Origin of the sequence: Agromyces allii (genome assembly GCF_009749385.1) — a bacterium.
GTDB classification, from domain to species: Bacteria; Actinomycetota; Actinomycetes; order Actinomycetales; family Microbacteriaceae; genus Agromyces; species Agromyces allii.
The window spans coordinates 1-20,254 of the sequence record NZ_WBIN01000018.1 but is presented as its reverse complement, the minus strand read 5'-3'; the positions used below and the strand labels follow the sequence as shown (position 1 = coordinate 20,254).

The 20,254-nt window shown below is 71.3% G+C and carries 20 protein-coding genes; 12 read left to right on the top strand and 8 right to left on the bottom strand.

What is annotated here, in order from left to right; translation table 11 throughout:
• Nucleotides 1-18: 18 nt before the first annotated feature.
• Complete coding sequence (locus tag GQR16_RS18685) at nucleotides 19-657, bottom strand: LysE family translocator (protein WP_157416681.1); 639 nt, start codon at nucleotides 655-657, stop codon at nucleotides 19-21.
• Nucleotides 658-693: 36 nt separating this feature from the next.
• On the opposite strand from GQR16_RS18685, the gene GQR16_RS18680 reads away from it, so the two are divergent.
• The 5 genes from GQR16_RS18680 to GQR16_RS18660 all read left to right on the top strand — a co-directional run bounded on the left by GQR16_RS18680 (nucleotide 694) and on the right by GQR16_RS18660 (nucleotide 6,095).
• Nucleotides 694-1,797: an enoyl-CoA hydratase/isomerase family protein gene (locus GQR16_RS18680; protein WP_425482632.1), complete on the top strand. Its 1,104-nt coding sequence runs from the start codon at nucleotides 694-696 to the stop codon at nucleotides 1,795-1,797.
• 106 nt (nucleotides 1,798-1,903) lie between these two features.
• The gene (locus tag GQR16_RS18675) at nucleotides 1,904-2,554 is read left to right on the top strand and encodes a GntR family transcriptional regulator (protein WP_157416679.1); all 651 of its coding nucleotides are present in this window, start codon (nucleotides 1,904-1,906) and stop codon (nucleotides 2,552-2,554) included.
• 28 nt (nucleotides 2,555-2,582) lie between these two features.
• Complete coding sequence (locus GQR16_RS18670) at nucleotides 2,583-4,121, top strand: MmgE/PrpD family protein (protein ID WP_157416678.1); 1,539 nt, start codon at nucleotides 2,583-2,585, stop codon at nucleotides 4,119-4,121.
• Nucleotides 4,122-4,224: 103 nt separating this feature from the next.
• A complete protein-coding gene (locus GQR16_RS18665; protein ID WP_157416677.1) occupies nucleotides 4,225-5,370 on the top strand; it encodes a bifunctional 2-methylcitrate synthase/citrate synthase in 1,146 nt (381 codons plus the stop codon).
• 104 nt (nucleotides 5,371-5,474) lie between these two features.
• Nucleotides 5,475-6,095 carry an acyl-CoA thioesterase gene (locus GQR16_RS18660; RefSeq protein WP_157416676.1) on the top strand — a complete coding sequence of 207 codons (621 nt, stop codon included), beginning with the start codon at nucleotides 5,475-5,477 and terminating at the stop codon, nucleotides 6,093-6,095.
• Between the two features lie 55 nt (nucleotides 6,096-6,150).
• Here GQR16_RS18660 and GQR16_RS18655 read toward each other — a convergent pair whose 3' ends face one another.
• Both GQR16_RS18655 and GQR16_RS18650 read right to left on the bottom strand, forming a co-directional pair.
• Nucleotides 6,151-7,245 carry an AI-2E family transporter gene (locus GQR16_RS18655; RefSeq protein WP_157416675.1) on the bottom strand — a complete coding sequence of 365 codons (1,095 nt, stop codon included), beginning with the start codon at nucleotides 7,243-7,245 and terminating at the stop codon, nucleotides 6,151-6,153.
• A gap of 58 nt (nucleotides 7,246-7,303) precedes the next feature.
• Nucleotides 7,304-7,945 carry an SRPBCC domain-containing protein gene (locus GQR16_RS18650; protein ID WP_157416674.1) on the bottom strand — a complete coding sequence of 214 codons (642 nt, stop codon included), beginning with the start codon at nucleotides 7,943-7,945 and terminating at the stop codon, nucleotides 7,304-7,306.
• Between the two features lie 63 nt (nucleotides 7,946-8,008).
• Between GQR16_RS18650 and GQR16_RS18645 the strand changes: the two genes are divergently transcribed.
• On the top strand, nucleotides 8,009-8,377 hold the full coding sequence (locus tag GQR16_RS18645) for a hypothetical protein (protein WP_157416673.1): 369 nt from the start codon (nucleotides 8,009-8,011) through the stop codon (nucleotides 8,375-8,377).
• Between the two features lie 108 nt (nucleotides 8,378-8,485).
• Here the strand turns inward: GQR16_RS18645 and GQR16_RS18640 are convergent, their stop codons facing one another.
• Nucleotides 8,486-8,935 (bottom strand): winged helix-turn-helix transcriptional regulator, encoded by a 450-nt coding sequence (locus GQR16_RS18640; RefSeq protein ID WP_157416672.1) that lies wholly within the window; start codon nucleotides 8,933-8,935, stop codon nucleotides 8,486-8,488.
• A gap of 188 nt (nucleotides 8,936-9,123) precedes the next feature.
• On the opposite strand from GQR16_RS18640, the gene GQR16_RS18635 reads away from it, so the two are divergent.
• Nucleotides 9,124-9,483 carry a DoxX family protein gene (locus GQR16_RS18635; protein ID WP_157416671.1) on the top strand — a complete coding sequence of 120 codons (360 nt, stop codon included), beginning with the start codon at nucleotides 9,124-9,126 and terminating at the stop codon, nucleotides 9,481-9,483.
• 16 nt (nucleotides 9,484-9,499) lie between these two features.
• Here the strand turns inward: GQR16_RS18635 and GQR16_RS18630 are convergent, their stop codons facing one another.
• On the bottom strand, nucleotides 9,500-11,221 hold the full coding sequence (locus GQR16_RS18630) for a phytoene desaturase family protein (protein ID WP_157416670.1): 1,722 nt from the start codon (nucleotides 11,219-11,221) through the stop codon (nucleotides 9,500-9,502).
• A gap of 187 nt (nucleotides 11,222-11,408) precedes the next feature.
• On the opposite strand from GQR16_RS18630, the gene GQR16_RS18625 reads away from it, so the two are divergent.
• Nucleotides 11,409-13,808 (top strand): adenylyl cyclase, encoded by a 2,400-nt coding sequence (locus GQR16_RS18625; RefSeq protein WP_170298570.1) that lies wholly within the window; start codon nucleotides 11,409-11,411, stop codon nucleotides 13,806-13,808.
• Nucleotides 13,809-13,932: 124 nt separating this feature from the next.
• Complete coding sequence (locus GQR16_RS18620) at nucleotides 13,933-15,165, top strand: WxL protein peptidoglycan domain-containing protein (protein WP_157416669.1); 1,233 nt, start codon at nucleotides 13,933-13,935, stop codon at nucleotides 15,163-15,165.
• Between the two features lie 78 nt (nucleotides 15,166-15,243).
• Here GQR16_RS18620 and GQR16_RS18615 read toward each other — a convergent pair whose 3' ends face one another.
• Nucleotides 15,244-16,026, bottom strand: a complete 783-nt coding sequence (locus GQR16_RS18615; protein WP_157416668.1) for an ABC transporter permease — start codon at nucleotides 16,024-16,026, stop codon at nucleotides 15,244-15,246.
• 28 nt (nucleotides 16,027-16,054) lie between these two features.
• Nucleotides 16,055-17,092, bottom strand: coding sequence for an ATP-binding cassette domain-containing protein (locus GQR16_RS18610; RefSeq protein WP_211373583.1), 1,038 nt, complete (start codon nucleotides 17,090-17,092; stop codon nucleotides 16,055-16,057).
• Nucleotides 17,093-17,152: 60 nt separating this feature from the next.
• On the opposite strand from GQR16_RS18610, the gene GQR16_RS18605 reads away from it, so the two are divergent.
• On the top strand, nucleotides 17,153-18,184 hold the full coding sequence (locus GQR16_RS18605; protein WP_157416667.1) for a helix-turn-helix transcriptional regulator: 1,032 nt from the start codon (nucleotides 17,153-17,155) through the stop codon (nucleotides 18,182-18,184).
• 37 nt (nucleotides 18,185-18,221) lie between these two features.
• Nucleotides 18,222-18,656 (top strand): VOC family protein, encoded by a 435-nt coding sequence (locus tag GQR16_RS18600; RefSeq protein ID WP_157416666.1) that lies wholly within the window; start codon nucleotides 18,222-18,224, stop codon nucleotides 18,654-18,656.
• Between the two features lie 24 nt (nucleotides 18,657-18,680).
• Here the strand turns inward: GQR16_RS18600 and GQR16_RS18595 are convergent, their stop codons facing one another.
• Entirely contained in the window at nucleotides 18,681-19,073 is a 393-nt protein-coding gene (locus GQR16_RS18595) for an META domain-containing protein (RefSeq protein WP_157416665.1), read from the bottom strand.
• A gap of 90 nt (nucleotides 19,074-19,163) precedes the next feature.
• Between GQR16_RS18595 and GQR16_RS18590 the strand changes: the two genes are divergently transcribed.
• A complete protein-coding gene (locus tag GQR16_RS18590; RefSeq protein ID WP_157416664.1) occupies nucleotides 19,164-20,096 on the top strand; it encodes a methyltransferase family protein in 933 nt (310 codons plus the stop codon).
• The last annotated feature ends 158 nt before the right edge of the window (nucleotides 20,097-20,254 follow it).

Genomic DNA, 20,254 nt, shown 5'->3' with positions numbered 1-20,254 from the left:
GGTCGGTGCGTCGGACGGTCAGTGCTTGTTGCCCGAGAGGGCGAGCACGCCGCCGAGGCCGATCATCATCACGCCGCCCGTGGCGGAGAGGTGCGCGATGCGCTTCGGCGACCGCGCGAACCAGCCGCGGGCGGCGCTCGCCGCGAGCGCCCACACCGAGTCGCAGAGCAGCGCCAGCACGATGAACACGAGGCCGAGCTCGAACAGCTGCAGAGGGATCGATCCGGCGCCGAACGACACGAACTGCGGCAGCACCGCCACGAAGAACGCGATCGTCTTGGGGTTCGTGACGCCCACCACGAAGCCCTCGCCCAGCTGGCGCCAGTGCGAGCGCGGTGCGGCCTTGCCGTCGACGGATGCCGCGGCATCCGCTCGATGCCTGATGGCCTGGATGCCGAGATAGACGAGGTAGGCCGCACCCGCGAACTTGATGATCGTGAAGAGCACGACCGACTGGGCGACGATCGCGCCGACGCCGAGCGCCACGGCCGCGACGAGCGGCACCATGCCGAGCGCGTTGCCGACGACGCTCAGCAGTCCGCCGAGGCGGCCGAGCGCGAGCGAGCGGCCGATCACGAACAGCACGCTCGGTCCGGGGATCACGATCAGCACGACCGACGCGACGACGAACGCGCCGAGAGACTCGAGGGGGACCATCCGGCGATGCTACTCCGCCCGGCGAGCGGCGATACGGTGGCAGACGTGAGCGAGCACATCACCGCGAGCGTCGCCGACGGAGTCGGCCACGTCACGCTCAACCGTCCGCAGGCGCTCAACGCCCTGAGCTACGACATGATCGTCGCGCTCGCCGAGGTGTTCGAGGCCTGGCGGAACGACAGCGAGGTCGCGGTCGTCGTGCTCGACGGCGCCGGCGACCGGGGATTCTGCGCCGGAGGCGACATCCGCGAGCTGCACGGGTTCGCGACGAGCGGCCGCATCGCCGAGGCGCAGACGTTCTTCCGGGCCGAGTACCGGCTGAACGCCGCGATCGCCCGGTACCCGAAGCCCGTCGTCGCGATCATGGACGGCATCACGATGGGCGGCGGCGTCGGCCTCGCCGGGCACGCCTCGGTGCGCGTCGTGACCGAGCGCTCGCGCGTGGCCATGCCCGAGACGCGCATCGGCTTCACGCCCGACGTCGGCGGAACCTGGCTGCTCGCGAAGGCGCCGGGCGAGCTCGGCGTGCACCTCGCGCTCAACTCCCGCACCATGGACGCCGCAGACGCGATCCACGCCGGATTCGCCGACGCCCTCGTGCCCTCCGAGACCCTGCCGCACCTGCTGCAGGCCCTCGCCGAACGCGCCGACCCCGGCAGCCCGGCCGAGATCGTCATGCTCTTCGACGAGACGCCGGGCCCGTCGGCGCTCGCCGCCAGCCGCGACTGGGTCGACGCCTGCTATTCCGCGCCGACGGTCGCCGAGATCCTCGAGCGGTTGCGCACGTTCGCCGCCTCACCGGTCTCCGACACCTCGACGACGGATGCCGCGGCAGCCGCCCGCGCGAACGCCGCCGCGGCGGCCGACGAGCTCGAGACCCTCTCGCCGACGGCGCTCGCCGTGACCCTCGACGCCGTGCGGCGCGCCCGCACCCTGCCGCGACTCGAGGATGCGCTCGAGCAGGAGTTCCGGCTCGTCTCGTGGTTCCTGCAGCAGCCCGACCTGCACGAGGGCATCCGCGCGCAGGTCATCGACAAGGACCGCAGCCCCGCCTGGCGACCGGCGACCGCGGCGGAGCTGCCCCACGACCTGTTCTCGCGCGCCCTCGCCGAGCCGGTCGGCGAATCCGTCTTCGGCTGAATCGGCACCGCCACGTGTATGCATAAACGCTCGCATGCGGCATCCGTTGCGCTTTCGCGCCCCTGTCTGTATACATAAGAGACGACTCGGGCGAGGGGAGCGGGCGATGCGAGCCAGTGAACGCACGTACGCGACCCTGCGCGAGGAGATCCTCGACGGCACGCTCGCAGCCGGCACCGTGCTCGCCGAGGTCGAGCAGGCCGAGCGACTCGGCGTCTCCCGCACGCCCGTTCGCGAAGCGCTCGCCCGCCTCGTCTCCGACGGCCTCGTCGCCGCCCAGTCGGCGCGCGTGCTCGTCGTCGCCGAACTCTCGGGCGGCTCCGTCGTCGACCTCTACGAGCTGCGCGAAGCCCTCGAGGAGCAGGCCGCCCGCCTCGCCGCGCGCCGCGGCCTACCCGGCCGCTTCACGGCCCTCGCCGAGCGCTTCCGCGCCGCGGGTGCACTCGTCGACACCGGCGAGGCCGGCCTGGCCGAGTACTACGGCGTCATCGCCGACTTCGATCGGGCCATCGACGAGGCGGCGGGCAACGCCCACCTCAGCACCGCGCTGCGGAGCGTGCGCCTGCACTCCACGCGCATCCGGCGCATCGCCAGGCACGACCCCGACCGGCTGCGCGCCGCGGCCTCCGAGCACCTGCTCATCGTCGAGGCGATCATCGCGCGCGACCAGTCGCTGGCCGCCCACGCCACGCATGTGCACCTGCACATGAGTCTTCGCCACGCGCTCGCGTCGATCGAGGCGCGACGCGTAGCCTGAGCAACAGGCACTCCACGAAAGGGAACCGATGCTGACCCACCACCTGCGCACGCACCGCAGTGACGAGAACCTCGCACGTGAGGGCCAACTCGCATGGCAGCTCGCCGGAATCGCCGTCGACCCCGTCGAGCTCGACGACGACGTCGTGGAGATGGTCGTGAACCGCGTCATCGACAACGCCGCGGTCGCCGCGGCATCCCTCGCGCGCAGGCCCGTCGTCTCGGCGCGCAGCCAGGCGCTCGCCCACCCGGTCTCGATCGGCGGCGACGGCGCGACCGTCTTCGGTGCGGATGCCGCACGACGCACGAGCCCCGAATGGGCGGCGTGGGCCAACGGCGTCGCCGTGCGCGAACTCGACTTCCACGACACGTTCCTCGCGGCGGAGTACTCGCACCCCGGCGACAACATCCCCCCGATCGTCGCCGTCGCGCAGCACCTCGCCGCGAGCCGCGGCCTCACGGGTCGCGACGTCGTGCGCGGCATCGCCACGGGCTACGAGATCCAGATCGACCTCGCGAAGGCGATCAGCCTGCACCAGCACAAGATCGACCACGTCGCGCACCTCGGCCCGTCGGCCGCGGCCGGCATCGGCACCCTGCTCGGCCTCGACCAGGAGACGATCTTCCAGGCCATCGGCCAGGCGCTGCACACGACCACGGCCACCCGGCAGTCGCGCAAGGGCGAGATCTCGACCTGGAAGGCGCACGCCCCGGCGTTCGCGGGCAAGATGGCCGTCGAGGCGGTCGACCGCGCGATGCGCGGCGAGACCAGCCCCGTGCCGATCTACGAGGGCGAAGACGGCGTCATCGCCTGGCTCCTCGGCGGTCCGGACGCCACGTACGAGGTGCCGCTGCCCGAGCCGGGCGAGGCCAAGCGCGCGATCCTCGACTCGTACACGAAGGAGCACTCGGCCGAGTACCAGGCGCAGGCGTGGATCGACCTGGCCCGCAAGCTCCACGAGGAGTACCCGCTGATCCTCGACGACCCGTCGCGCATCGAGTCGATCACGCTGCACACGAGCCACCACACGCACTACGTCATCGGCTCCGGTGCGAACGACCCGCAGAAGTACGACCCCGACGCCTCGCGCGAGACGCTCGACCACTCGATCCCGTACATCTTCACGGTCGCCCTCCAGGACGGCACGTTCAACCACGAGACCTCGTACGACCCCGAGCGCGCGCACCGCGCCGACACCGTCGAGCTCTGGAAGAAGGTCTCGACCGTCGAAGACGCCGAGTGGACGCGTCGCTACCACTCGAACGACATCGCCGAGAAGGCGTTCGGCGGCCGCGTGGTCATCCGCCTCGCCGACGGCGGCGAGATCGTCGACGAGATCGCCGTGGCCGACGCGCACCCGCTGGGCGCCAGGCCGTTCGCGCGCGAGCAGTACGTGACGAAGTTCCGCACGCTCGCCGAGTGGGTGCTCGAGGAGGCCGAGATCGAGCGGTTCCTCGACCTCGCGCAGCGCCTGCCCGAGCTCGGGCCCGACGAGCTCGGCGGTCTCACGATCACGGCGGCGCCGGGCGCCCTCGTCGGCGTCGAGATCCCGACCGGACTGTTCTGAGGCCTCCCGTCCCGGCCGATGCCGCATCGGCAGGGACGGTCCGACCACCTGATCGGGCGGACGCACCAGCGGCACACCGCAACCGCACTCAACGAGGAGCAAGATGAGCGACCAGCAGCAGGCACCCGAGATCTTCAAGGGACTCGCCGGAGTCCCCGTCGACTACACGGCCGTGTCGAAGGTGAACCCCGACACCAACTCGCTGCTGTACCGCGGGTACCCCGTGCAGGAGCTCGCGGCATCGGCGACCTTCGAGGAGGTCGCCTACCTGCTCTGGTACGGCGAGCTGCCCGACGAGCGTCAGCTCGCCGAGTTCGAGCAGCTCGAGCGTTCGCTGCGCGGCCTCGACCACGAGATCAAGCGCATCATCGACGAGCTCCCGCTCACGGCGCATCCGATGGATGTCGTGCGCACGGCCGTGAGCGTCATCGGCGCCTCCGACCCGCAGACGCCCGACGACTCGCACGAGGCGAACCTGGCGAAGTCGATCCGCCTGTTCGCGAAGCTGCCGTCGATCGTGTCGTACGACCAGCGTCGCCGCCACGACCTCGAGTTCGTCGAGCCCCGCGAAGACCTCGGCTACTCGGCGAACTTCCTCTGGCAGAGCTTCGGCGAGCTGCCCGAGCTGCCGGTCGTCAGTGCGTTCGACGTGTCGATGATCCTCTACGCCGAGCACTCGTTCAACGCGTCGACGTTCACGGCGCGCGTCATCGCCTCGACCCTCGCCGACCTCTATTCCGCCGTCACCGGTGCGATCGGCGCGCTCAAGGGCCCACTGCACGGTGGGGCGAACGAGGCCGTGATGCACGCGTTCGAGGAGATCGGCCCCGGCGAGGGCGGCCCCGAGCGCGCCGTCGAGTGGCTCGACGCGGCGCTCGCCGAGAAGCGCAAGATCATGGGCTTCGGGCATCGCGTCTACAAGCACGGCGACTCGCGCGTGCCCACGATGCGCGACGCCCTCGAGCGCATGGTCGAGTACTACGACCGCCCCGACCTGCTCGAGCTGTACGTCGCGCTCGAGACCGCGATGGGCGAGCGCAAGAACATCAAGCCGAACCTCGACTATCCGGCCGGCCCGACGTACCACCTCATGGGCTTCGACACCGAGACCTTCACGCCGCTGTTCGTGGCGAGCCGCGTGACCGGCTGGACCGCGCACATCATGGAGCAGCTCGCCTCGAACGCGCTGATCCGCCCCCTGTCGGTCTACAACGGCGTCGACGAACGGCACGTGTCCGAAGGGCGCTGACCTCTCGGTTCCGCACAACGGCGTGCCGCGGCATCCGCTCGCGCGATGTGGCGACCCGCCAATGTTGGGGATTCGACCAAGGAACGGTCGTACAGTCGTCGACTATGCACATGTTCTTCCGCACGCTGCTGCACGTGTTGTTCCTCTCGCGCCGCAGGCCCGACCTCGCGCACGACGATGTCGCGCGCACGAACTTCATCACCCTGCCGACCGATCTCGACATCAACCGGCACATGAACAACGGCGTGTACTTCTCGATCATGGATGTCGCGCGCTTCGACATGCTCGTGCGCAACGGCGTCTGGCGCACGATGCGCGAGAAGAACTGGTACCCGGTCGTCGCGAGCGAGACGATCACGTTCCGCAAGTCGCTGCAGCTCTGGCAGCGGTTCACGATCGAGTCGCGCATCACGGGGTACGACGACAAGGCGGTCTACCTCGAGCAGCGCTATGTGCGCCCTGGCGCCGACGGCACTCCCGAGATCTACGCGCAGGGCTTCATCCGCGCGCGGTTCCTGCGCAAGACGGGCGGCATCGTTCCGGTGTCCGAGCTCATCGAGGTGTTCGGGGCCCCCGCGACCGGTGGACTCCCCGAATGGATCGAACGCTGGGGTGCGGATGTCGCGCTCCCGCCCACGCGCGCAGAGGCGCCGTCGGTCTGGCCGGCCGAGGCCGGGGGAGCGGTCGCGAGCACGGCCGAGACCGCCGCCGAACGGCGCGCCTGACGGCCGACGCCGCCACGCGGCATCCGGAGTCCGTCGGCGGAGGCGGAGCCCGAGGCTAGAGCTTCGCCTGCTTCGGGATCGTGACCTCGCGGATGATGAGCAGGATGCCCGCCGAGATCGGGATCGCGACCAGCGCGCCGAGCAGGCCGAGCAGCGTGCCGCCGGCCAGCGCCGAGATGAGCACGATCGTGCCGGGGACCTGCACGGCCTTGCCCATGACCTTGGGCGTCAGGATGTAGGCCTCGACCTGCATGTAGACGAGCATGAAGATCAGCACGATGATGCCAGCGGTGGGCGAGACGAGCAGCGAGATGATCGTCATGAGGATCGTGGTGAGCACGGTACCGATGAGCGGGATCAGCGTGACGAAGAACGCCACGACGCCGATGACGAGCGCGTAGGGCACGCCGACCACGACGAGCAGGATGGTCGAGTACACCGCGTTCATGAACGCGAGGACCACCATGCCGCTGAGGTACTTGCCGACCGAGAGCATGATGCGCTCGGCGAGGTCGCTCACCCGGGCCCGCTCCGACGCGCGGATCAGCGTGTAGCAGGCGCGCTTCGTGGCGTCGAGCGTGGCGATGAAGTAGATCGAGAGCACGAACACGAAGAAGCCGGTCGAGATCGCGGAGATGACCGAGGCGCCGAACGCGAGTGCCCCGCCGCCGACCGTGGCCCAGAAGTTCGGGTCGGTGAGGATGCCCTGCACGGCGTCGACGACGCCCGCGAGCAGGCCGTTCGTGGCGTCGTTGACGTTGTCGTACCAGCCCGACGCCTCGGCGTTCGCGACCATCTTGGGGATGTTGCTGATGAGGCTCGTCGCCTGCTCGATGACGGGCGGGAGCACGATCCAGACGATCGCGACGACGACGCCGATGAAGAGCAGCATCACGACCACGATGGCCGAGGCGCGCTTGAGCCCCCGTCGCTCGAACCAGCGGATGAGCGGATCGAGCCCGAGCGCGACGAACGCCGCGATGAAGACCGACAGGATCACGCTCTGCAGGTTGACCACCGCGACGCCGAGCAGCGCGGCGAGCATCACGCCGAGTGAGACGATGAAGCCCCAGCGCAACGGATGGTTCGCGAAGAAGGTGCCGTTGCTCTGAGCGGGCTCGCGTCGCCGCATGCGGTCTGCCGTGTTCACGGCGTCAGCCTAGGGGCGGGGTGTCCCGCCCGACCGACTGCCGCGCCGTACTCCCCGTCTACCGCGGCGGGGCGGCGGGCCAGCCGAGGTCCGCGTCGTGCGCCGGATCGAACCCGTCCTCGGGGCCGTGTCCGGGCTCGCCGCGACCGTCGGGGTCGACCACCTCGATCGATTCGGTCGTCGGCCGGGGCCGCACGGGCACCGGCAGGTCGTCGTAGTACCGGGTGAACGCGGGGAAGTACGACTCCCAGGCCGGCATGGGCGAACCGCTGCGCGCGGCGATGAGCCGGTCGAGGTAGTAGTCCCAGCCGCAGCCCCACTCCGCGACGTTCGTGCCGGGGTAGAGGCGCTGGCCGAACGTCAGGGCCGTCATGCCGCCCCGCTCGGTGAGGTTGGCGAACACGCGCATGTGCTCGGGCGAGCTGCCGTCTGCGACGAAGTGGTGCGGTGCGTCGCAGAAGAGGATGCTGACGGCCTGCCATCCCTCGTCGTCGGCGTAGTCGCCCTCGGCGTTCATGCGGAAGCGCACGGCGCCCGTCGAGGGGGAGCCCGTGTAGGTGCCGATCCACGCCTTCATCGCGTTGCGGTTCGTGAGGCTGTACCAGACGTCTTCGATCGGAGCATGGAACAGCCGATCGAACTCGATATAGAGCCCATCGCCCCTCAGCTGATAGTGGCCAGTCGGTTTCACGGTCATCATCGCCCCCGATCGTCGGTGTTTTCAGGCTAATCCCGCGAGCCCCCTACTACTAGAGTTGGCCGCATGAGTTCGAAGGCGCAGCAGAAGCAGCACGAAGAGGCGATCAACGTCACCGACGGCAAGTCCGGCCTGTGGGGCTTCCTCGCGGGCCTCATCGTCGCGGCGTTCATCGCGATCCCGCTCTCGGCGGCGTTCTCGTTCGCCACGCACCCCAACACGCAGCAGCTCTTCTCGGGCCGTCTCGACGAGGCGAGCCAGGGCGGCTACACGGCGTTCTGGTGGCTCGCCACGATCTTCCTCGCAGCGCTGCCGTTCCTCGTCGGCTACGCGGTCGCGAACCTGACGCGCAAGTCGCTCGCCATCGTCGGCGCGATCATCGCGCTGTTCATCATCGCGGCGCTGGTGCTCGGCCAGCTCTTCCTCGTCGTCTGACCGACGACCCGACTCGTCTCCGAAGGCCGATCCGCACTGCGCGGGTCGGCCTTCGTCGTGCTGCGCGGCCGAGCGGATGCCGCGGGTCGGCCTTCGTCGTGCTGCGCGTCAGTCGCGCGCGGCGTCGAACGCGTCGCGGGCGTTCGTGATGCTCGCGTGGTTCGCCGAGGCCCACTCGACGAGGCCGAGCACGGGCAGCGCGAGCGAACGCCCGAGGTCGGTCGCCGCGTACTCGACGCGCGGCGGGATCTCGGGGTAGCTCGTGCGCGACACGAGCCCGTCGCGCTCGAGGTTGCGCAGGGTCTGCGTGAGCATGCGGTGCGAGATGCCGTCGATGCTGCGCTGGAGCTCGGTGAACCGCATGGCGTGCTCGTGCAGCATCCGGATGACGAGCAGGCTCCACTTGTCGCCGACGCGCGAGAGCAGGTCGCGGACGATCCGGGCCTCGGACGTCTCGGCGTCGCAGACGGGCGGCGCATCGCACACGCCGGGGTCGGCGGGGTCGGCGAGCTCGGCGGGGTCGTCGAGACGGCGTGCCGCGGCATCCGTGATGGTCATGTCGTCCTTCGGGTCGAGCGTTCGAGCTGGTGCAGAGGTGCTGCCCGAGCGTGTCACGCGGGGGTCACGCACCTCGAGGTGCGTGACGCACGGTGAAGTGCGGGGGATCGTTCGGTTAGAGTAACCGATCGTGCGTCACGCACTCATCGTAACCGACACCTCTGGGTGAATCGAAATTGGAGAACCTCATGACCATCGCCCTCTGGATCGCCACCGGACTGCTCGCCCTCGTCTTCCTCGCCGCGGGCACCGTGAAGAGCCTCACCCCGCGCGAGAAGCTCGTCGAGAAGATGGGCTACATGGAGGACCTCTCCGACGGCCAGGCCCGCGCGGTCGGCATCCTCGAGTTCCTCGGCGCGCTCGGCCTGATCCTGCCCGCTGCGACGGGCATCCTGCCGTGGCTCACGCCCGTCGCCGCCTTCGCGCTGGCACTGACCATGGGCGTCGGCACCGCGCTGCACATCAAGCGCCGCGAGACCGCCGTTCCGAGCATCGTGCTCGGCGTCTTCGCGCTCGTCGTGGGCTTCGGCTGGGTCTTCTTCGGCTGAGGAGCCGGCGGTCTGGTCAGGCGCCGGATGCCTCGAGCACGGCCATCGCCGCGTTGTGACCGCCGATGCCGCTCACCGCACCGCCGCGCACCGCGCCCGATCCGCAGAGGAGCACGCGCGGATGCCGCGTCGCGACGCCCCATCGTTCGGCGGGCGTCGTGAGCGGCGCACCCGGCTCCGCCCACGGCCACGACAGCGGTCCGTGGAAGATGTTGCCGCCCGGCATCGCGAGGGCGTGCTCGAGGTCGAGCGTCGTCTTCACCTCGATGCACGGCCGGCCCGCGGCATCCGTCGCGATGACGTCTTCGATGGGTTCGGCCAGCACGGAGTTCAGTGATGCGAGCACCTCGGCCTTCAGCCGCTCGCGCAGGGCGTCGTTGCCGAGCCGCTCGACGAGCCGGTGCGGCGCGTGCAGCCCGAAGACGGTGAGCGTCTGCCATCCGGCCCCGACGAGCTCGGGCGCGAGGATCGACGGGTCGCTCAGCGTGTGGCAGTAGATCTCGCACGGCAGCGGTGACGGCACCTCGCCGCGCGCGGCCGTGCGGTACGCCGTCGCGAGCTGCGACTCGAGCTCGTTGATGTGGAACGTGCCCGCGAACGCCGTCTCGGGCGCGACCGACGTGTCGCGCAGGCGCGGCAGGCGGGTGAGCAGCAGGTTGACCTTCACCTGCGCGCCCTCGGGCTCGGCGAGGTGCCGCAGCCGCTCGCGCACGACGGGCGGCAGGCCGACCCGCAGGTCGGGCACGAACGGCGACTGCACCGCAGGTGCGATCGCCGAGTCGGCCAGGGCCTCGGCGAACCGCTCGGACGCGGCCGCGGCATCGGACGCGGTGTCGAGCAGGCGGTCGAGCACCGCCGGGGCGACGTTCGAGAGCACGGTCGTCGCCGTCGCCACGTGCTCGCCGCCGTCGTGCAGGTAGACCACCTGGCCGGATGGGTCGACCGAGAGCACCTCGGCGCCCGTCACGAGCTCGGCGCCGGCCTCGCGGGCAGCCCGTGCGAGCTCGCCCGTGACGGCGCCCATGCCGCCCACGGGCACGTCCCAGTCGCCGGTTCCGCCACCGATGACGTGGTACAGGAAGCACCGGTTGGCGTCGAGCGACGGGTCGTCGAGCTCGGTGAACGTGCCGATCAGGCCGTCAGTCGCGACGACGCCGCGCACGAGGTCGCTGGCGAAGCGCGCGTCGATGACCTCGCCGAGGGGGCGCTCCACGAACTCCGACCAGGCGCGGTCGTCGCCCACGAGCGCGCGCGCCTCGTCGCGCGTCGGCAGCGGCTCGGTGAGCGTCGGGAAGAGGCGTTCGGCCAGCCGCGCGGTGTCGGCGTAGAACGAACCCCAGGCCGCGGCATCCGCCTCGGCATCGACCTTCGCGAACGCGGCGACGGATGCCTCGGGCGTGGCGTCGGCGTCGACGAGCAGGCCGCGCGACGGGTCACGGGGGTCGGGCGTGTACGACGAGAAGCGCCGGCGCACGAGCCGGATGTCGAGCCCGAGGTCGTCGATGATGCGCTGCGGCAGCAGGCTCACGAGGTACGAGTAGCGCGAGAGGCGGGCGTCGACGCCGTCGAACGCCTGCGCCGAGACGGCCGCGCCGCCCAGGTGGTCGTCGCGTTCGAGGAGCAGCACGCGGCGTCCGGCTCGGGCGAGGTAGGCGGCCGCGGTGAGGCCGTTGTGGCCGCCGCCGACGATCACGACGTCGTGGTCGTGGCGGGTGCGCTCGGGGTGGGGGAGTGGCATCCCATGAGCGTATGCGACGCGATGCTTCGTCATCTGGAAAAGAAATTACTGACAAGTCAGTAAGTCTTCCCATATGCTGACGTCGCGACCGCGCCGAGGAAGGCGTCGGCCGTGCACCACCTCGCACTGACCCGGTACAACGGCGGCGCGATCTGCCGCCGGCCGACGTTCAAAGGAGAACCTTGTGATGCACCGCAACAGGGCGGACCATCCGCCCACCCGCCCCGGCCGGCTCATCGGCGCCGGCGCGACGATCGCCGCGCTGGCCCTCGCCGGCAGCGCGCTCGGAGCCGCGCCCGCCTACGCCGCCGAGCCCGACTTCGGGCCCAACGTGACGATCTTCGACGACACCTGGACGGCCGACCAGATCAGCGCGGCCCTCATGGCCGCGTCGACCGAGGAGGAGTTCAGCCTCGACCGGCACCAGTTCTTCTTCAAGCCCGGCACCTACGGCTCCGCCGCGGGCCAGAACAACCCCGCCACCGCGACCGGCATCGTGAACTCCGAGCTCGGCTACTACCAGGCCGTCGCGGGCCTCGGCGCCTCACCCGAGGACGTGCGCATCAACGGCGCGATCCACGTCGAGCCCGTGCGCGCGTGCGAGGCCAACCCGTGGGACTGCCAGCAGCCCGGCTCGCTCACGCGCTTCTGGCGCTCGATGTCGAACCTCACGTTCAACCCGATCCAGCGTGCGATCGGTGCGGATGCGAACCGACCGTTCCCGAGCGGCACCGCCGACGCGCACCAGCTGCGCTTCGCGGTCTCGCAGGCCGCACCGCTGCGCCGCATCAACATCGAGGGCAAGCTCACCCTCATGGGCCGCGTCGGCGAGTACGCCTCCGGTGGCTACCTCGCGAACTCGAAGGTCTCCGGTGAGGTCCTGAGCGGCTCGCAGCAGCAGTGGTTCACGCGCAACTCGAGCGTCGGCACCTGGAACGGCGGCGTCTGGAACATGGTGTTCTCGGGCGTCTCCGGCGCCCCGGCCACCGACTTCGCGCAGCCCGTGGGCAACGGCCTCGGCAACAAGACGAACGTCGCGCAGACGCCGATCAACCGTGAGGCGCCGTTCCTCTACCTCGACGGCTCCGACTACAAGGTGTTCGTGCCGAAGGCGAAGCAGAGCACGAGCGGCGTCGACTGGTCGACGAGTGCCGCCTCGGGCCAGTCGATCCCGATCGGCGACTTCTTCATCGCGCACGAGGGTGCGACGGCCGCGCAGCTGAACGCCGCGCTCGCCGCGGGCAAGCACCTGCTCATCACGCCGGGCGTCTACTACCTCGACGCGCCGCTCGACGTCGACCGCGCCGGCACCGTCGTGCTCGGGCTCGGCTATGCGTCGCTCGTGCCCACCGCGGGCAATGCGGCGATCGAGGTCGGCGACGTCGCCGGCGTCAAGATCGCGGGCCTCACGGTCGACGCCGGCGAGGTGCTCTCCGACGTGCTCGTGAAGGTCGGACCCGACGGCGCGAGCACGTCGGACCCCGCAGACCCGACCACGCTCAGCGACGTGTTCATCCGCGTCGGCGGTCCGTGGGCCGGCAAGGCCACGACGAGCATCGAGGTCAACAGCCCCGACACGCTCCTCGACCACATCTGGGCCTGGCGCGCCGACCACGGCGAGGGCGTCGGCTGGACCTCGAACGTCGGCGACCACGGCGTGGTCGTGAACGGCGACGACGTCACGGCGCTCGGACTCTTCGTCGAGCACTACCAGAAGAACCAGGTCATCTGGAACGGCGAACGCGGACGCACGATCTTCTTCCAGAGCGAGATCCCGTACGACGCACCCACCCAGGGCGCGTACAAGGACGGCAACCGCCTCGGATACGCGGCCTACCGGGTCGGCGACCACGTGCGGCACCACCTCGCACAGGGTCTCGGCGTGTACTCGTTCTTCGACAACCAGTACAACCAGAGCCAGGACATCTTCGTCGAGAGCGGCGTCCAGGTGCCGCAGCGGCCGGGTGTGCGCGTCGAGTCGGCGGTCTCCGTCAAGCTCAACGGCACGGGCGGCATCAAGCACATCGTCAACGACCAGGGCGATGCCGCCCAGGGCGCCGGCGGCGGCGTCTCGAAGTTCCTCGCGGTCTACGAGAGCGCGACCGACCCGAACGCGCAGAACCTGCAGGTGACCGTGCCAGAGGGTGCGCCCGGCGAGTTCGTGTGGAGCATCGACGGCACGAACGACATCGTCGACCTCGGCACGGCCGTCGAGAACGGCGACCACTTCGCCGCAGCCGGCACGATCAACCCGGTGCGCGTCACCGACACGCGCCGGGGCGCCACGCCCTGGTCGGTCTCGGCGCAGGTCGGCGACTTCGACTCGCCCGGCGGCTCGTTCGGGGGCAAGTACCTCGGCTGGGCTCCGAAGATCGTCGAAGCGGGCGGCGGTGCCGTCGCCGGCGCGGCCGTGCAGTCGGGCTTCGTGAGCGGCAACGGCCTCGCCCACTCGTCGGCCCTCGGCAGCGCGCCGGCCGGTCACGAGCGCGGATCAGCCAAGCTCGGCGCGGACCTCGATCTGCGGATCCCGGTCTCGGCCACCGACGGCACCTACCGAGCCACCCTCACGATCACCGGACTGGGTTGATCGGGCTCGGCTGATGGGTTCGGGCCGGCTCCGGCCGGCCCGAACCTCCCCGGCCGGGGCGAGCGCGTGTGCGGCGCCCGCCCCGGCCACCCTCCGTTCCACCCTCGACGACGAGGAGCACCACATGCGCACCGCGCCCGCCACCGACATCCGCTCGCCCCGATCCCGAAGGGCGGCTCGCACCGCGCTGCTCGGGCCTGCGTTGCTCGGACCCGCGTTCGCCGCGGCGTTCGTCGCCGCCCTGACGGCGGCCCTCGTGGTCGGTGCATCCGTCGCACCCGCCGCTGCCGAGGAGGCCGACGGCCCCGAGGTCACGTGGGGCGTGCGCACCGCCGACACCACGTGGGGCGACGGCCGCGAGAACTACGCGTACGAGGTCGAGGCCGGCGAGACGATCGACGACGCGCTCGTCATCGCCAACCACGACGTCGTGCCCGTCGAGCTCGACGTCTACGCCGCCGACGCGTTCACGACCTCCGACGGGCAACTGGATGTCGCGACCCGCGACGTGCGCCCCCGAGAACTCGGCGCCTGGGCCGTTCCCGCCGCCGACCGGGTGACTGTGCAGCCCGGCGAGGCGGTCGAGGTGCCCTTCACCATCACCGTGCCCGACAACGCGACCCCCGGTGACCACGCCGGCGGCATCCTGACCGCACTGGCCACGCCCGAGGCCGACGAAGGACTGACCGTCGACCGTCGACTCGGCATCCGCATCCATCTGCGCGTCGGCGGCGAACTCGCGCCCGGGCTCGCGGTCGACGACCTGCACGTCGACTACTCCGGAACCCTGAACCCGTTCGGCACGGGCGCGGCGACCGTGTCGTACACCGTGCGCAACGCGGGCAACACGCGGCTCGCTGCAACGCAGGGTGTCGCGCTGACCGGTCCGTTCGGCATGCTGCCGGTGTCCGCATCGGGCGTCGCCGACGTTCCCGAGCTGCTGCCCGGCGAGACCTGGCCCGTCGAAGTGCGGGTCGAGGGGGTCGTGCCGGCGTTCGTGCTCACGGCCGGCGTGACGCTCGACCCCGCGTCACCTGCGTCGTCAGCCGATGCCGCTCCTCCCACCCCGAAGACGGTCGAGGAGACCGCCTCGACCGCGGCCGTGCCCTGGACGCTGCTCGTGCTCGTGCTGCTCCTCGTCGCGGCGATCGTCGTCTGGGCGCGGCTCGCACGTCGGCGCCGAGCGCAGCGCAAGGTCCGCGAGGACGCGCGCGTGCAGGAGGCCGTCGACCGTGCGCTGCGCGAGCGCGAGGCGCAGGCCGGTGCCACGCCCGCACCCGCGCCCGCCGCCGAGTCGGAGCCCGAAGTCGAGCGCGCCCCCGAGACCGAGCCCGAATCCGAGCCCGCGCGGTCGTGACCCTCGTACGCCGGCCCGCACATGCAGAGGGCGAGCGGATGTCGCATCCGCTCGCCCCTGGTGCAGTGCACCCGCCGGTCAGCGGGCCTTGCGCATCGACCGCACGCCCACGAAGACGCCGATGGCGCACGTGGCGACGGCCGCGATGAGTCCGCCGAGCACGTTCGGATCGGTGAAGTCGCCGGCGAGCAGCGCGCGCTCGGCGTCGACGAGGTAGCTCAGCGGGTTCACGGCGGCGGCGACCTGCATCCAGGCCGGGCCGTCCTCGAGGGGCAGCAGCATGCCCGACAGGATCATGAGCGGGAACAGCAGCGTCTGGTGCACCATCCAGAACATCCAGTCGCGGTTGCGGCAGGCGAGGGCGAGCGCGTAGCTCAGGGCACCGAAGCCGATGCCGAAGATCGCCAGCACGCCGAGGCCCGCGATGAGCCCCGGAACGTCGATGCTGAAGCCGAACGGCACGGCGACGAGCACGACGATCGTGCCCTGGATCACGAGCGGCACGACCTCCTTGAGCGCGCGGCCGACGAGCAGCGCGCTGCGCGAGAGCGGGGCGACGAGCGTGCGCTCGTGCGATCCGGTCTGCATCTCGAACAGGAGGTTCGCGCCCGTGCTCGCGGTGCCGAACAACGCGACCATCACGAGGATGCCCGGCACGAACCACTGCAGCGTTCCCGCGACGTCGCCGCCCGAGGCGCCGACCAGCAGCGGCCCGAACAGGCCGAGGAACACGAGCGGCTGCACGAGCGAGAAGATGACGCTGAACGGGTCGCGTACGAGCGGGCGGGTCTCGCGCACGTACACCGCGGCGGTGTCGCGCACGAACCCGGTGGGGCGGGCGGTGGTGTCGGTGGTGGTCATGATCGGTCCTTTCAGAGATGGTGGGGGGTCAGGCGGCGACGGATGCCGCGTGCTCGCCCGCGCGGTCGGCATCGGCGTCGGCGGGGCCGGCGTGCGCGGCCTCCTCGCGGAGGCTCCGGCCCGTGAGGGCGAGGAACACGTCGTCGAGCGTGGGCTGCCGGTGGGTCGCGGCGACGACCCGGAGGCCGGCGTCGCCGAGCTCGCGGATCCACGTCGGCAGCGCACGGTCGCCGCCCTGCGCCGTGACGGCGACCACGTGCGGATCGCCCGCCACGACGGCGCCGCCGATGCGCGAGGCGGCTGCCGCGGCATCCGTCGACGAATCGAACGACAGGGTGACCCGGTCGCCCGCGAGCGAGGCCTTGAGCGCGTTGGCCGTGTCGTCGGCGATGACCGTGCCGTGGTCCATGACCATGACGCGCTCGGCGAGCTGGTCGGCCTCATCCAGGTAGTGCGTGGTCAGGAAGATCGTCGTGCCGGTCGCGCGCCGGAGCTCGACGATGTGCTGCCAGAGGTTCGCCCGGCTGTGCGGGTCGAGGCCGGTCGAGGGCTCGTCGAGGAACAGGAGCTCGGGGCGGTGGATGAGCCCGAGCGCGATGTCGAGCCGGCGCTTCTGGCCGCCCGAGAGCGCCTGCACGGTGCGCGTCGCGACCTGCTCGAGCTCGAGCGACTCGATGAGCTCGGCGGCCCGCGCTCTGGTCTCGCGGCGGCCCATGCCGTAGAACGCGCCCTGCGCGAGCAGTTCGTCGCGCACCCGCTGGGTGTGGCCGCCCGAGTTGCCCTGGCCGACGTAGCCGATGCGACGTCGCACGCCCGCGGCATCCGATCGGATGTCGCAGCCGGCGACGATCGCCTCGCCCGCGGTCGGCGGCAGCAGGGTCGTGAGCATGCGGAGCGTCGTCGACTTGCCGGCGCCGTTCGGGCCGAGGAATGCGACGAGCTCGCCCTCGCCGACCGAGAGGTCGAGGGGGCGGACGGCCTCGACGGTCTGCCCCTTGGCGCGGAACGTCTTCGTCAGGCCTCGTGCGGTGATCATCTGGTTCGAGGTGTTCGGCTGGTTCGTCATACCTGCACTCTCCTCGGCAATGCGGACAACTTCTGTCCGGTTTCACGAGAGAATTCAGGTATGGCCGCAACCACCTCCAGAACCCTCGAACTGCTCTCGCTGCTGCAGAGCCACCGGCACTGGACCGCCCGCGAACTGGTCGACCGGCTCGACGTCAGCGACCGCACGCTGCGCCGCGACGTCGAGCGGCTGCGAGAGCTCGGCTACGGCATCGAGTCGCTGCGGGGGAGCGCCGGCGGCTACCGTCTCGAGGCCGGCACCGGGCTGCCTCCACTGCTGCTCACCGACGACGAGGGCGTCGCGATCGCCGTCGGCCTCCGTTCGCAGGCGACCGCCGGGCTGCGCGGCGCCGAGCACACGACGCTCAGTGCGCTCGCGAAGATCGAGCAGGTGCTGCCCGCGACCCTGCGTCGCCGCATCGAGGCGTTGCAGTCGCACGCGTCCATCGGCCCTGGCGTCGGCGGCGGGCGATCGGGCGGGTCGGGCGGCTCGGGCGGTGGTGCGGGCGGCGCCGGCGCTCCGGCACCCGAGGTCGACTCCGAGCTGCTCGGCCTGCTGGCCCTCGCCTGCCGCGACTCCGAACGGCTGCGGTTCCGGTACACGGATGCCGCGGGCGAGGCGTCCGCCCGCGTGGTCGAGCCGCACCGGCTCGTGCCCGTCGCCCGCCGCTGGTACCTGCTCGCGTTCGACCGCGACCGCGACGACTGGCGCACGTTCCGCCTCGACCGCATGAGCGATCCGTTCCAGACCCGGGTGAACTTCGAGCCCCGGCCGATGACCGACGAGGAGGCGCGCTCGCGCGTCGAGAAGGCGCTGCGGTGGCGCGAGCGCACCGTGTCGATGCGGGTCGTGGCGGCGGTCCCGCGCGAGGCGCTCGTCGCGCACCTCGGCTGGTGGGGCCGCGATGTCGTCGCGATCGACGCCGAGCACTGCGCCTGGCCGATCGAGGCCGACCTCGTCGAGAACCTCGTCATGGCCCTGATGTGGATGCCGCGCGGCGTCGAGTACCGTGTCGAGGGGCCGCCAGAGGTGCACGCGTTCCTCGCCGAGCAGGCGTCGCGCTTCGCGGCCGCAGCCCCCGACGCGGCCTGAGATGGCGGATGTCGGTGGGCAGGCGTTGCATGGGCCCATGGACATCGCCTTCATCGCCGGGTTCGGCCCGATCGGCACGGCCGACTCGGCATCGCACGACTTCTGGGCCGGAGCCCTCGGCATCCCCTTCCACGAGAACGCGCCCGGGTACTTCCACACCGAAGACGTCGCGGGCGCCAAGGCCTTCGCCATCTGGCCGCTGAGCCAGGCCGCCGAGGCGACCTTCGGCACGACCGAGTGGCCCGGTGATCGTCCCCGCCCGCAGGCCTGGATCGAGTTCGACGTCGTCTCGCCCGCAGCCGTGGCCGACGCGGTCGAAGAATTGCGCGCAGCAGGGCACGAGATCCTCGTCGGTGCGCACGACGAACCGTGGGGGCAGACGACCTCGCGCCTGATGAGCCCCGAGGGGCTGCTCGTCGGCGTCAGCTACACGCCCTGGATGCACGAGCAGGCTGACCCGACAGCCGGCTGATCGGCCGGCCGCTTCGCCGGTGCGTCAGTCGGCGCGCTCAAGCGTGCCGATCTCGGACCCGTCCTGGTCGAGCACGGTCATCGTGTCGTCCGCGACGGTCGCCTGGCTCAGCCCTTCGAGCCACGTGTCGACGCCTTCGCACGCCATGCGCGTCGAGGCGACGTCGTGGAACTCGACATGGTCGGACTCGTCGACCGTCCAGGTGCCGGTCAGCCGGTTGCAGCCGTCGGTGCCGGTGAGACCGCCGCCGTCGGCGAGCACGAGCGACGGCGCGCTCGTGTCGGACGTGTCGCCCCACGTTCCGACGGGGTCGACCGAGCCGCCCCGATCGTCGCCCTCCTCGCCGAGGCATCCTGAGAGCAGGAGCACGGCCGTGATGGCGGTTGCAGTGATCGCGATCCCCCGAAGCGCATTCATGGTCGCAGGGTAGCCCGGTTCGGAGCGTCGGCGCCAGAGGCCCGACCGCCCCGCCTTCGGGGGCTGGAGCTCGCCGGTAATGTGGCGGCCATGCAGTGGGGTCGTCGGTACCTCGCGGTGCAGGCGGTCGCCGGCGCCGCATGGTGGATCGCCGTGTGGATCTCGCCCACGCTCGGCGGCCTCGATCCGGTCGCCGTGGCGATCCTCGACGTGCCGCTGTTCGTCGTCGCCTCGGCGATCGCCGCGTCCGGGGTGCGAGCTGCAGCGGTCGTGGCCACGGTCTGGACGATGCTCGTCACGATCGGGCTGGCGGGGTATGCGACGGTCACCGGCGAAGCCGGATGGGGCGTGGTCTTCATGATCGCGGCCTCCTGCGGGTCGGCCGTCGCCCTGTGCCTGGTGCTCCTCGGACGCGTGCCGACCGAGTGGATCATCGCCGGCCCGTTCGCGTTCCGGCCCGCTGGCACGCGCACCTCGCCGACCGCGCACGTCTGGGCGACCGCGGCGCAGATCGTCGTGTTCTGGGGCCTGTTCCTCTGGGTGTTCCCGGTGCTGATCGCGGCGCTCGAACAGCGGTGGGGGCTCTCGGCGACCGTCCCGTGGCTGGTCGATGCGGCCCGGCCCGTCGGCGTGGTCGTGTTCGTGCTCGCGAGCGCCCTCGGCATCTGGGCGGCGGCCACGATGTCGACGCGGGGCGACGGCACGCCCCTTCCCGCGGCGATGCCGAACCGGCTCGTCATCGCCGGGCCGTACCGCCACGTGCGCAATCCGATGGCGCTCGCGGGCATCGTGCAGGGTGCCGCGGTCGGCCTCGTGCTCGGGTCGTGGCTCGTCGTCGCGTACGCGATCGCCGGTTCGCTGCTGTGGAACTTCGCGATCCGGCCGCTCGAGGAGGCGGATCTCGAGGCGCGCTTCGGCGACGATTTCCGCAGGTACCGGGCTGCGGTGCGCTGCTGGCGCCCGCGTCTGACCGCCGTCTCGGCGGCAGAACTCGGCCGCGAGGCGAGCCCGCTGACCCGCTGACCAGCCGCGACGATCGGGCCGCGACGATCGGGTCGCGACGCCGTCGGCCCGTCGGCCCGTGGGCCCGCGGTCGCCGGCTACGGCAGCCCGTCGCCCGCGGGCGTCGCGGTCGCGGCCGCCGCACGGGCGAGCGCATCGCGACAGGCGACGACCGCGGG